Origin of the sequence: Paenibacillus sp. FSL R10-2199 (genome assembly GCF_038000235.1) — a bacterium.
Lineage (GTDB): Bacteria > Bacillota > Bacilli > Paenibacillales > Paenibacillaceae > Paenibacillus_AQ > Paenibacillus_AQ phytohabitans.
On sequence record NZ_JBBOBO010000001.1, the window covers coordinates 2,097,183 to 2,109,592 of the forward strand.

A 12,410-nucleotide genomic window follows, 5' to 3' on the forward strand; every position below is an offset into this window, starting at 1 on the left:
TAATCCGATGGAGGTAATACAATTGAACACAAAGAAATGGTCGGCTACGATGGCTGTCATCTTAGTCTCTGGAGGTGTATTCGCAGCCAGTGCGTTTCTCGTCCCCAGCCTGGTGAACTCTGCAGTCGTCGCTAAGAACAGTACGGCAACGCAGGGCAATAGCCAGCTTAATCTGACAGGAAGTACGGTTCCTGTACTGAAGGTGGAAGCACCGGCGCCGGTATCTACCGTGAATGATGATCTGCTTAAGCAGATGACAGAGGTGCAAATCCAGCAGATCTATGATTATATAGAGAAGCCGGGTGATCCCAATGTTTCAGGCCGGGAAATGACCGATTCGGAAATGAAACGCCATCTGGTTCTGCAAGATCAGTATGTATATGATGGCATACGGCCCCAGAAGCCAATGCCCCTAGCGCCGGGTCAGGGTGCTTTGTATCTGGATATGAATACCAATACGTACCACTATCCAGAGAAGACTTGGACCGATGAAGAGCATCTGCAACTGATCGACTGGTACTCCCGCTTGAATTATGTATTATCCAAACGATATGTGACTGCGCCTCCCCTTCCGCAGAAGTATAGCAAGTCTGAAGTAGAGTCGCTGGCGGCTGAAAGTGTGCGCAGGCTGTATGATGCTGATGTGTCCAAGCTAAACACCTATGTTGCTCTACCTGAACAGGAATATGGCTTTCGTTCAACCTGGAGGGTTCACTTCGCTCCGTACAAGTCATCTACCTTGCGCGGACAAGGCCAGGAATTCTGGGAATATGATGTGCAGATCGATCCGGAGACCGGGATTGCAGTGGATACGACAGCCATTAATGGGGCGTTGAAAAGAACGCCTATCGACGCAGCTGCCGCAGCTGCCATCCTCAAGGATAACAGCTGGATCAATAAAGCTACTCAGGTCGTGAAGGACAAGCAGGGAGAGAAAAGAAAGATAGTCAAAGCTTATCTGACCGATACTGAGGTGAACAACAAACGCGGGATGGTAGCAGTGGATGTGTTATTGGAAGACGGCAGCAAATATAATGCGGAGTTCCGCTATCCGAGTAAGATGCTGCGCTGTCTGATTTATGAACCTGCCGTAAAAGAAAAATAAAAGAAAGCCATCCTTTTGCTACAGGAAAGACAGTCCTGATGATCAAGCAGCCCTTGATTCATCAGGAATTTTTTTGTGCTTTGGAGCAGGAAAAAACATAGGATTGTTTATTATTAAGGGAGGACTCCTCCAGGCAACGCAGAACATACTTACATTAGAGGAAGATGGTGTGAGTGTAGGTCATTGAAAATTTATTGAATGAGGTGGAGAGATGAGAATTCATTGCCTGCAGCATGTCCCTTTTGAAGCGCCGGAGGAAATTGCAGTCTGGGCCGGGAATAGAGGGCATGTGCTTACAACAACCTTAATGTATGAAGCACAGGCTCTGCCATCTATTGATGAGTTTGATATGCTCGTAATCATGGGCGGACCGATGGGAGTCTATGATGAGGAAATGATCCCCTGGCTGAAGGGGGAGAAATCCTTTATTGACGCAGCCATCCGCTCGCGCAAGCTGACGCTTGGAATCTGTCTGGGAGCCCAGCTGATTGCCGAACAAATCGGCGGTGAAGTCTATAAAAACAAGTGGAACGAGATCGGCTGGTTCCCTGTGAGATTGACCGGGGAGGCCAAAACGTCTACCTTCTTCAAAGCGTTCCCGGAGCAGTTTGTACCGTTTCACTGGCATGGAGATACCTTCAGCTTACCCGCCGGAGCCAAGAGGCTGGCGTTCAGCTTGGGCTGTACCCATCAGTGTTTTGAATATGAGGATTATGTAGCCGGCCTGCAGTTTCATCTGGAGGTTAATGACCCCAGCATCCGGAAAATCATCGGTAACTGTGCCGAGCAGCTGAAGCGGGAGGAGTATGTTCAAACGCAGTCTGAGATGGTGGATCAGCTTGAGAAAGTAAAAGCATCCAATGAACTGATGTTCACGCTCCTCGATGCAATGGAAGACAAATTCCTGTCCAGATCCTAGCTGCCCTGGCTCGCCATAGAAAGGAATATACGATGAAAAATTTAAATGTCGCTATACCGACTCCTTTCCGGGAGGATGAAAGCTTAAATGTTGACGGATTTAAGGCCATTGTAGAGTATCAGAAGCGGAACGGTATAGAATCACTGCTTGTCTCAGGAAGTACCGGTGAGCAGCATTCCATGAGCATAGAGGAGAGACTGCAGATCATTGAATATTTTGACCAGCAGCGCTTTCAGGATATTGAGCTTGTCTTCGGGGCTTCCGCTATAAGAACACGGGATGCGGTACGTCTGGTGAAGGCGCTGGAGACCTCCGTAATCGATGTAATTCTGATCGGTTTCCCTCCGTATATCCGGCCCACGCAGGAGCAGGCAGTTGCTTATGTGGAAGAGCTGCTTAGCCAGACGACCAAGCAGGTGGCCCTGTACAATAATCCCGGCCGGACCGGGTTCGATTTGACTCCAGACTCGCTTCATTCGTTAATTAACCGGTACCCCAACATCGTTGGCTATAAAGAAACAGGTGATTTGCAGCGTCATCTGCCGCTAACTTACCCGGATTATTTCATCATGTTTGCTGCAGGAGATGTCAAGCTGGTGGACAATTTCGTCACAGGCGGATGTAAGGGTCTCTCAAGTGTGGCTGGTAATATATATCCGCAGGAAATTAAACATACCGTCGAACAGCTGCTTCAGCATAAAAAGGTTGACGCTAAGCCGGTCGAGGATCTGGTATCACGGGTCATAAGCGGGCATGCGATTATTAACATCAAACAGCACTATAACAGCCTGGGGATTAATGCGGGAGTCTGCCGTGCTCCGCTCATCTAATTAATCATTAAGCTATATAAATATTAATCTCCTTACTTATTGTGTTGGGGAATAGCTCTGACCCATGCATTATATCTGTTAATGAGGTAGACTGGATTCAGCAGAAAGTAGGGGTATCATGCGCAAATTCTTCATGACAGATATCCATGGCGACAAAGAGGGGTTAGAGCTCCTGCTCAGGCATGCCGGGGCTGACTTGAAACGGGATCAGTTGGTCTTTGGCGGGGATATGATTAACCGGGGGAAAGATTCAGCAGGTGTAGTAAAATATATTAAAGAACTCACGGACCGGCATCCCGGCCAGGTTCACGCGCTCATCGGCAATCATGAAGAAATGATGGGCGATTACATCAAAAACGGTGACAAGCTCTGGCTGAGCCATGGCGGGCATGACACGCTTGAGAGCTTTGCCCGTGCTTTTTCCGATCAGAAGGAGCGGCAGGCGCATATGGAATGGGCTTACTCCTTGCCCCTGTATTATGCAGATGAAGAATATGTGTATACACATGCCGGACTTTGTACAGTGGAGCCTCTGGAGCAGCAGAGCCGGGATATTCTGTGGATGACGGAATATGAGTTCTACCGGCAGCCGCGGGAAGAGCTGCTTACATTAACGAACGGCAGGCCGGTGATTCATGGGCATACGCCGGTGGAACGGATATATTTTGACGGTGCCCGTATGAATTGTGATATGGGGTCCAACACCTACGCTGTGCTGGAAGAAAGGTCTCTTGGAATCGTGAATCTGACCGAGATGATCTACCATGTATACAAACAGGCAGACCAACGGCTGGAGAACCGGCGGATTGGACGCATTTAGACCAAAGCTGTACAGGGCCTGCTACGGCGGGGCGGGAGTGCTTGAGAAGAATGTATAAGTATCCGAAATGAACAAGAGAGGATTGAGGGAGATGAAGCATCCTTTTCACCTGAAGGCAGTATGGAACGGCGGACGAAACAGTGAGGGGCATATCGAAGCAGGCGGACTCCGCACGGTAATCTCGATTCCGCAGGAGATGGGCGGTCCGGGAACCGGAACGAATCCTGATGAGATGCTGCTGGGGGCAGCCTCGACCTGTTATTTGATTACACTGGCAGCGATGCTCGAGCGTTCAGATATTGTACCACAGGAACTGACACTGGAGTCAGAGGCGACGGTAGATGTCACGAATAATGTATTTACGTACGAACGGATCGTACACAAGCCGCGGGTGGTGCTCCAGGCAGATGCGACAGCGTCCCAGCTGAAGAAGGCAGAGCGGCTGGCACATATGGCAGAGGAGTCCTGTATGATCTCCAGAGCTGTGGCAGGGAATGTCTCGATGGAGACACAGCCGGTTATTGAGATAGCCGTGGCAGGAAAATGAAGGCCGAATATCCGGCCAGCATTCCTGCGCACGGGGAGGTCCAAGCTCACAGATACACCGGCGGAGGAAGATGCTGCTCCAGCCGGTAAAGCGGCAGCTCCACAATCACGGAGGTACCCTTGGTGAATTCACTTTCGATCCGCAGCCGCCCGTCATGCAGCTCTATGATCTCCTTGCAGATGGCCAGGCCCAGGCCGCTTCCGGACTGGCGGGACCGTCCTTTGAAGAATTTGGTGCCGAGCTGTGCCAGGTCTGCGGCCTCGATGCCTTCGCCGTTGTCGGCTACGGTGGTGATGATGAGCTCCCCGTGTAACACTGCTGTAAGGCGGATGGCTCCCTGGGCAGGAGTGAATTTGAAGGCGTTGTCCAGCAAATTGACAAAAACCTGCTTCAGGCGGTTGAAATCACCGTCTACCGGCAGGGGCTGATCAGGAAGCTCGGCATAGAGGCGGATCTCTTTCGTCTGCCCCCGGTATCTGAACTGCAGCAGCAGATCCTCAAGCAGTCCCCTGAGATCATAAGGCTGGCGTACGATCTTGATCTCACCAGCCTGGAATTTGGAGAAGTCCAGCAGATCCTCGACCAGTCCGATGAGCCTGTCGGTCTCCCCGGTCATGACCTCAAGACCTTGCAGGGTCTCTTGTTTATCCGATAAATCACCTACCAGCAGCGTTTCGCCCCAGCCTTTGATCGAAGTAAGCGGAGTGCGCAGCTCATGAGTGACAGAGGAGATGAAATCATATTTGATCTTCTCGCTTTTGAGAATTTCCTCGGACATATAATTCAGTGTAACCGCGAGCGTACCGACCTCATCATCATATGGTTTGGCCGCCCGTACGGTGAAATTGCCGGTGGCCATTTCCTTCGCAACCCCGGTCAGCTGCTGGATCGGACCCACGATTCTTTTGGCGATCAGCAGACTCATCACGAACCCGAATCCAATTACAAGCACGCCGACTACGGCTGCATTCAGCACAATTCTCATAATAACGGCATATAAAGGCTCCGCAGAAACAGAGTAACGCAGCACGCCAATCGTACTTCCGGATTCCTTAAGTGCAATCGAGACGGCTATAATCCGCTCACCCTGTAACGGCTTAAGACTCTGGAAGCTTCCTTTGCCGCTGGTCAGCGCTGCTCTCACATCAGGGGTATTCACCTTCTCCTGACTTGAGAAGCCGAAGGAATTAATAATGACGTTCCCGGCCGGACTCAGCACTTCCACCTTACTGCTCTCTTCAGGAGAGAGATTCTCCAGAATATAACGTGCCCGTTCACTCAGGGTATAACCCTCCAGATACTTGTTGAAAAAAGTCGCTGAAGTAGCGGCCCGGGAATTCAAAGTTTCCATCGCGCTGCCCAGATAGTAGTAGTGGACGGCAGCAATAAAAACTCCCTCCAGCAGCAGGACGATCAGGAGCAGCATAAGGGTAATATAGACGATAAGCCTGGACCTGATTCCCTTTAGCAAAGTTAGCCCCTCCATATATAGCCGAATCCCCACACCGTTTCGAGGAACTGCGGCCCGGAGGACTCCTGCCCGATTTTTTGGCGGATTCGGCTGATATTCACATCTACAATCTTAAGGTCTCCCATGAAATACTGCCCCCACACGGCTGTCAGAATATCGTCCCGGTTCATCGCCTTGTTCGGCTGCTCCATCAGCAGCTTGACGATCATGAATTCGGTCGGGGTCAGCGGGATATCCTGCCCGTCCTTCAGTAATTTCCGTTCATCCAGCAGAAGGGTAAAAGGCGGAAGCTCCAGGTTGTTCTCCTGCGGCAGAGCTTCTCCGGGATACATCCGGCGGTACAGGGAGCGCACCCGCGCGACCAGCTCAACCGGACTGAACGGCTTGACCACGTAATCGTCTGCGCCGGCTTCGAGGCCCATGACCTTGTCTACTTCCTGGCTTTTGGCTGTGAGCATAATGATTCCGAGCCGGGGGAACTGTCCCCGGAGGCGGGTGCATACCTCGAAGCCGCTCATGCCTGGAAGCATCAGGTCCAGAATGGCGATGTCAAAATCCTTCCGTTCCCCTGCGCTTCTCAGAGCCTCTTCACCGGTAGAAGCCTCAGCGACTTCGAAGCCTGCACGCTTAAGATTCACACACAGAAGATCCCGGATCGGCTTCTCATCTTCCAGTATCAGCACTTTCATGAACAGCCTCCTTATTATTGCCGGGGCTTCTGCGGCGTGCCGGCCAGCTGCACTACTTCCTCGAGGGTCAGCTTCAGCTGATTATACTCCTGAAGGGAAGCACCCTGCAGCTTGGCTGCTGCACCGGCAGCGGGCATGACCGCAACGAACACCGTTGGCGCCGTATCATCATTGGTATTCTGCAGCTCATACAGCAGCTTATATTCTCTATTCTCTGACTTCAGCTTAGTCTCTGCTGCAGCCCAGTCCTTCTTGGCCAGCAGGCGAAGCTCAAGCAGCGGGGCCTGCCGGGCAGATTCCGCATTCTTGTAGCTGAAGCGGATATTCTCCCATGGCGCCGGTGACTCTCCCGGTGTCTCCAGAATCGTACGGCCAGCCCAGCTCCGGGGAATATGGAAGTTGAAGCCCCAGCGGTCAAACTGTTCTTCCACGAACTTCAGGCTGGTTCCGCCATCCCATTGATAATACTTGGTGATGAACGGAGTGGCCAGCGGGGCGTAACTCTCGGTACCCGCAGGCGGTACGAGAAAGCCGATCTCGACAATCCCGTCACCGTTAATATCTGTGCTGGCCAGAGGGTAATCCTTGATGGCCATGTTATTGCTGCCGAGCATTCCGTCAGGCGCCGGTGCCAGCGGCGTGAGTACAAGATCCTTGCTCCCGGCAAGCGCAGTACGCTGATAATCATCTGATGCCAGTATATCAGTAAATTTACTATTTTCCCAAGTCAGCAGCGAAGTGTAGGAGGAGTGCGCACCCACTGCGGCATCGATGAATAAGGCACTGCGGGTAGGGGATGCCTTGGCGAACTGGGCCCCAATTACGTTCCCGTCAAGCTTCTGATCAGACAGGGTCTGCAGTGTACCGCCCTGGAGCCGGAGCAGCTGAAGGTGCGTCTCGGGTTGTGTATCTGTGATATAGGTTCCCTGGAGTACAGCAATATCGGTTTGCCCTTCCCCGGTCAGATCCCCAACCACTACCTGATCATAGGGCTGCTTGAGAATCTCGGATAATTTGCCGCTGTTCAGACTGTGGACAGATAACTCTTTACTTAGTCCTTCCCCGCCGCTATATCCAAGCAGCAGATCCTCCGCTCCATCTGCGGTAACATCGGTGAACGCCACGTAATCCAGCTCACTGCCTACCCCGGTCAGAGTGGCGAGTTTACTCCACTTCCCGTCCTTTTGCGAGAGCAGGAGGGTATTGATTTCATAATCGGTCTGGTCTGTCTTATAGAAGGCCAGCAGCTCATCCTGCCCGTCCTTGTCGAGATCCTGCAATTGAATGGCGCTGCCGGATTCGGAATGGACGGGCACTGTTAAATGCGAATTGGCGGGAAGATATAATTTCACGATCCCGGTTAAGGTGCCATCGGCATTGCCCTGTGCCGGAGCCTGAAGCAGATCGCTTGGCGCCTTCAGGGTGCCGCAGCCGGAGGTGATTATACTTAAGAATAGAAGGCCGCTCAGGCCGGGTATGAATTTGTTCATCCAGTTACTCTCCTTATGATTCATCTGTGCCTAGTATATCCCAACCTTTCTGGCAATTAGTTGCAAAATGGTAAAGGAGCTGTAACAGAGCTTATAGATTGAACTAAAGTTCTTAGGGTGAAGAATCTGACGTACCTGCGGTGAACATTTGGACTTCCGGCCGCTGTTGTTTCCCGATTTCTTGATTTAGACTGCTGTTTGCAGTTGAAATCGGGAAACAAAGGCGGACGCTATCGCTCCTACAGTTCCAAATTTCCCTCCGCTACTCCTTCTTCACTAGGATATATAGTTCAAAATTACAGCTCAGTTTAGCTCCGGAGGGGAGAAGACAGGAAGAAGCCGCGGGATGCGTCGCGGCTGCTCGTCCTAAACTGGAGCGGCAAGAGGTGCTGCCGTTGTTGCTGCCTAAACGGTGCAGCGGATGGGATGCCATGCATGGTCTGGCTGTCTTCGGCAGGGTCCGAAGCAAGTGCAAACTTGCGTTCTATCCGGAGCTCGCCGAATGTGCCTTTCGGTAGCTTTGCGGTGCCTGGCCGTAGCTTTTTTTGAAAGCTTTACTGAAGTAGCTCAGGTCGGCAAAGCCTGCCTGTTCCGCTACTTCCGAAATATTCGAGCCGGGGAGGAGGAGGAGCTCCCGGGTTTTTTCCAGCCGGATCTTATTCATCCGTCCGACCAGCGTATGCCCTGTCAGCTTCTTGTACTCGCGGGATAAGTGGCCATAGCTCATGTGCAGCGATGCCGCTAGTTCTCCCACGTTCAGCCGGTCTCCCTGGAAATCCTCCAGGTAAACCTCCACCTTACGCACCAGTGGTTCCGAGGCAATTGCCGTGGTTACGCTATGTCCCTCCAGTGTCTGCCGCAGCAGGCAAAGACGCTCAAGCAGCCGGATTAGCAGCAGCTGCAATCCCAGCTCTGACGGTTCTGCGGCTACCGCTTCCTTAAGGAAGTGGGTTAGCATCACACTGAACCCTTCAGTATCACGATAAGCCCACGGCTTCCATTTCTGAAGCGACTTCAGGCGCGAATACAGTGAACGGGTATCCTCTTCTGCGCGTCCGGAATCAGCGCGGCGGAGCCGCCAGCGGAAGCAAGAGTTCTTCATGCGGGTTCCCCCGGGTGTAGGTATGGGAGTGCACCCTGCCGGGAGGGATCAGGGAGAATTCGCCTTCACGCACAGTGATCTCGTCTCCGTCAAAACGCGTGCCCAGCTGCCCGGACAGCACATAGTTGAACTCGAACCAATGTATATGCTGTGCATGATAGCTTATCCTTCTATTTCTCGCTGAAACGCCCCGACTGCTAAAGAACGGCGTAGCCGTTTCCAATTGGAAATTTTCCTGCATGATCTTTGCTCGCTCAGTGCCTTCACCAGGGATTAAGTGGAAAAATGTCATTTAATAATCTTGAAACGGGCGAGTTCAGAGAGATAGTTGGAAAAAAGGCACTTAATCATCTGGTAGTAGCTATGAGGAGCCGAGTTTAGGAAAAATAAGTGTCGTTTGTCCAACTAATCCGATTTTACCGGTTAAAGTTATATAATTAAGTGTCTAATTTCCACTTATTAGGGGGATATGTGTTGGAAACAGACGCCTCTACTGCGAGAATATACTGTAGTAAGGTGAGTGGTGTTAGGCGAATGTTTATCCAAAGAGTGAAGCGGACTGAGATTCCGTTATCTTGTTCATTTGAATCCGAAAGAGGGCGTGACGGGGCATATAAGGGATTCTGAGTCCGATTGACCTGTGATTTCGCCGAATTTGCTCAAATAACGGAATCTCATTCCTATTCACTAACTTCAGGGCATAAAGAGCGCGGCTGGCTTCCCGCAGCTAAAATGCGTGATGATAACACATCTTCGGTGTTCTTGATAGAAACAGATAACGATGAACCGGAGGTGATTATGCTTACAATGAAAATAGACTAATCGTATGGAAATTACCATAAGGTTAGCCTATTCCAACCAAAAAGACAGCCGGAATGGCTGCCTTTTGTGGGAAAGAAGAGCTTAGCGCTGCAAGCTCTCTCCATTGGACGCAATAACGTCCTTATACCAGTGGAAGGATTTCTTGCGGTAGCGCTCAAGTGTGCCGGTATTGTCGTCGTGGCGGTCTACATAAATGAAGCCGTAACGTTTGCTGAGCTGTGCGGTTGAAGCGCTGACCAGGTCAATACAGCCCCATGAGGTGTAGCCCATGACATCTACGCCGTCCTCGATTGCTTCGCCCACCTGCACCAGGTGGTCATTCAAATACCCAATCCGGTAGTCGTCATTGACGGTCGGTATGCCGTCTTCGCCGGTGATCAGCTCGTCCTTGGCGCCGAGACCATTTTCGACGATAAACAACGGCTTCTGGTAACGGTCATGGAACATGTTCAGCACATAACGCAGGCCCTGCGGGTCAATCTGCCAGCCCCATTCGGAAGCCTTCAGGTAAGGATTGGCTGCACCGCTGAACAGGTTGCCTTCGGTCTGGTTGCGCTTATTCTCGTCTCCCGTCTCACAGATGCTCACATAGTAGCTGAAGGAGATGAAGTCTACCGTGTGCTTCAGAATCTCGGCATCGCCAGGCTCCATATGGATTTCAATGCCTTTCTCTCTGAAGTAACGCTTCATATAGCCCGGATATACGCCTCTCGCATGAACATCCCCGAAGAAATAATTCATATGCTCCGACTTCATCGCTGCGATTACATCATCCGGGTTCGGAGTGAGCGGATAAGTCGGCATACTAAGGATCATACAGCCGATCTGGGACTGCGGGTTGATCTCATGACCAATCTTCACGGCGAGTGCACTTGCTACCAGCTCGTGATGAATTGCCTGGTACAGGTCCTGCTTGCTGAGCTGCTCCTTCGGCGTGTAAATACCACCGCTCATGAACGGTTCATGCAGAATGGAGTTGATCTCGTTGAAGGTCAGCCAATATTTCACTTTGTTCTTGTAGCGGGTAAATACCGTTCTGGCATACCGTTCGTAGAAGCCGACTAAATCGCGGTTAACCCAGCCGTTATACTGCTTGGACAAATGCAGCGGTGTTTCGTAGTGGGAGAGGGTAACAAGCGGCTCGATGCCGTACTTATGCAGCTCGTCGAACAGATCATCATAGAACTGCAGGCCTTGCTCATTAGGCTCCAGCTCATCACCGTTCGGGAAAATCCGCGACCAGGCAATAGAGGTACGGAAGACTTTGAAGCCCATTTCGGCAAAAAGCTTCACATCCTCTTTGTACCGGTGGTAAAAGTCGATTCCGACCAGCTTCATATTATCTTCAGTCGGAACTTCAGTAATCGGACCTTTGATCCCTTGCGGAGCGACGTCCTGGGTCGACCAGCCTTTGCCGTCCTCGTTATATGCGCCTTCAAGCTGGTTGGCAGCTACAGCGCCGCCCCACAGGAAGCCTTCAGGAAACTTAATACTCATGCAATATCCCGCCTTTTTATAGTTATGGATTCAGATATGGTAAGCTAATAATATGTCCTATAATGGAATGCTAAATGTTGAAACGCGTTACATGTCAAGTGTTTTTTTGGGAGATAACAATTTATATAAGGAGAAGCCTCATGTCGAATCTTGATCAAATTGCCAAGCTGTCGGGATTCTCCAAAGCCACCGTCTCGCGGGTGCTGAATCATTCCCCCCATGTGAGCCAGGGGACGCGGGATACCATCATGAAGATCATGGAAGAGCTGGATTACGTGCCGAACGGCAATGCTATTTCCTTGTCCAAAGGGCAGACGGAGCAGATCGGTATGGTTACGGAAGGGATCAACGAAGTGATGCTGCCGTTTCTGAACAGCTTCGTTGAGACCGCCAGCCAGTACGGCTACCAGACGATCATTTATACTTCCGGAGGTGATCCGGTCAAAGAGCTGCAGGCCTTCGAGGATATGCGGCGGAAAAGAGTCGATGCGCTGGTCATCAGCACCTGTGTCAACGATCTGGAGCTCCTCAGCTCCTATGGCAAATACGGGCCGATTGTGTCCTGGCAGCGGATGGAGCGTACGGAAATTCAGAGTGTCGCCATGAACCAGTATGAGGGATATATGCTGGGGCTGGAGCATGTGATCGCCCGGGGATACACGCGGATCGCCAATGCCTTTGGCAGGCCGACCAGCATGAATACCTCCGGGCGGATGCAGGCGTATCAAGACATTGTCCGCAAATACAACCTGCCTGTTCAGCCGGACTGGTCGCCTACCGGCATCTATTCTATCCGCCAGGGGGAGCAGCTGGTCCGCGAGCTGCTGCTGAATCCGGGCGAACGCCCGAATGTCATTCTGTGCGCCAATGATCTGGTGGCGGCTGGTGTGCTGAACGAGGCCCGGAGGATGCGGGTGAAGGTGCCGGAAGAGCTGGCGGTTGTCGGATTCGATAATACCGAGCTGGCTCATACACTGGGGATTACCTCGATCTATAATCCGATTGCCGCGCAGGCGCAGAATGCCTTCCTGCTGATTCTCGGCAGGCTTAAGGGAACGGAAGCGGAGCAGCAGCAGCTGGAGTTTCAGCTGGTGAAGAGGGCTACGACGTAAGGAGAA

General features: G+C 51.7%; 12 protein-coding genes. 6 read left to right on the forward strand and 6 right to left on the reverse strand.

The window, feature by feature from the left end; genetic code table 11:
- Positions 1–22 precede the first annotated feature (22 nt).
- The 5 genes from NYE33_RS09330 (at position 23) to NYE33_RS09350 (ending at position 4,221) form a co-directional block, all read left to right on the forward strand.
- Positions 23–1,105 (forward strand): hypothetical protein, encoded by a 1,083-nt coding sequence (locus NYE33_RS09330; protein WP_052422101.1) that lies wholly within the window; start codon positions 23–25, stop codon positions 1,103–1,105.
- Positions 1,106–1,316: 211 nt separating this feature from the next.
- Positions 1,317–2,024 (forward strand): type 1 glutamine amidotransferase, encoded by a 708-nt coding sequence (locus NYE33_RS09335; RefSeq protein WP_341065546.1) that lies wholly within the window; start codon positions 1,317–1,319, stop codon positions 2,022–2,024.
- 32 nt (positions 2,025–2,056) lie between these two features.
- Positions 2,057–2,854, forward strand: a complete 798-nt coding sequence (locus NYE33_RS09340; protein ID WP_042139900.1) for a dihydrodipicolinate synthase family protein — start codon at positions 2,057–2,059, stop codon at positions 2,852–2,854.
- A 133-nt stretch (positions 2,855–2,987) separates the two neighbouring features.
- On the forward strand, positions 2,988–3,674 hold the full coding sequence (locus tag NYE33_RS09345; RefSeq protein ID WP_341065548.1) for a metallophosphoesterase family protein: 687 nt from the start codon (positions 2,988–2,990) through the stop codon (positions 3,672–3,674).
- Between the two features lie 91 nt (positions 3,675–3,765).
- Positions 3,766–4,221: an OsmC family protein gene (locus tag NYE33_RS09350; RefSeq protein WP_076248810.1), complete on the forward strand. Its 456-nt coding sequence runs from the start codon at positions 3,766–3,768 to the stop codon at positions 4,219–4,221.
- A 46-nt stretch (positions 4,222–4,267) separates the two neighbouring features.
- Here the strand turns inward: NYE33_RS09350 and NYE33_RS09355 are convergent, their stop codons facing one another.
- The 6 genes from NYE33_RS09355 to NYE33_RS09380 all read right to left on the reverse strand — a co-directional run bounded on the left by NYE33_RS09355 (position 4,268) and on the right by NYE33_RS09380 (position 11,292).
- On the reverse strand, positions 4,268–5,692 hold the full coding sequence (locus tag NYE33_RS09355) for a sensor histidine kinase (RefSeq protein ID WP_231575226.1): 1,425 nt from the start codon (positions 5,690–5,692) through the stop codon (positions 4,268–4,270).
- A gap of 2 nt (positions 5,693–5,694) precedes the next feature.
- Positions 5,695–6,381 carry a response regulator transcription factor gene (locus NYE33_RS09360; protein ID WP_042139896.1) on the reverse strand — a complete coding sequence of 229 codons (687 nt, stop codon included), beginning with the start codon at positions 6,379–6,381 and terminating at the stop codon, positions 5,695–5,697.
- A 14-nt stretch (positions 6,382–6,395) separates the two neighbouring features.
- The gene (locus NYE33_RS09365; RefSeq protein ID WP_341065549.1) at positions 6,396–7,871 is read right to left on the reverse strand and encodes an FG-GAP repeat domain-containing protein; all 1,476 of its coding nucleotides are present in this window, start codon (positions 7,869–7,871) and stop codon (positions 6,396–6,398) included.
- A gap of 484 nt (positions 7,872–8,355) precedes the next feature.
- Positions 8,356–8,973 carry a helix-turn-helix transcriptional regulator gene (locus NYE33_RS09370; RefSeq protein WP_341065550.1) on the reverse strand — a complete coding sequence of 206 codons (618 nt, stop codon included), beginning with the start codon at positions 8,971–8,973 and terminating at the stop codon, positions 8,356–8,358.
- Positions 8,933–9,196, reverse strand: coding sequence for a cupin domain-containing protein (locus tag NYE33_RS09375; RefSeq protein ID WP_341065551.1), 264 nt, complete (start codon positions 9,194–9,196; stop codon positions 8,933–8,935). Before NYE33_RS09375 ends, NYE33_RS09370 begins: the two co-directional genes overlap by 41 nt.
- A gap of 680 nt (positions 9,197–9,876) precedes the next feature.
- Entirely contained in the window at positions 9,877–11,292 is a 1,416-nt protein-coding gene (locus NYE33_RS09380) for a glycoside hydrolase family 1 protein (protein ID WP_042139891.1), read from the reverse strand.
- A gap of 140 nt (positions 11,293–11,432) precedes the next feature.
- On the opposite strand from NYE33_RS09380, the gene NYE33_RS09385 reads away from it, so the two are divergent.
- Positions 11,433–12,404: a LacI family DNA-binding transcriptional regulator gene (locus NYE33_RS09385; protein ID WP_336103716.1), complete on the forward strand. Its 972-nt coding sequence runs from the start codon at positions 11,433–11,435 to the stop codon at positions 12,402–12,404.
- Positions 12,405–12,410: the final 6 nt, after the last annotated feature.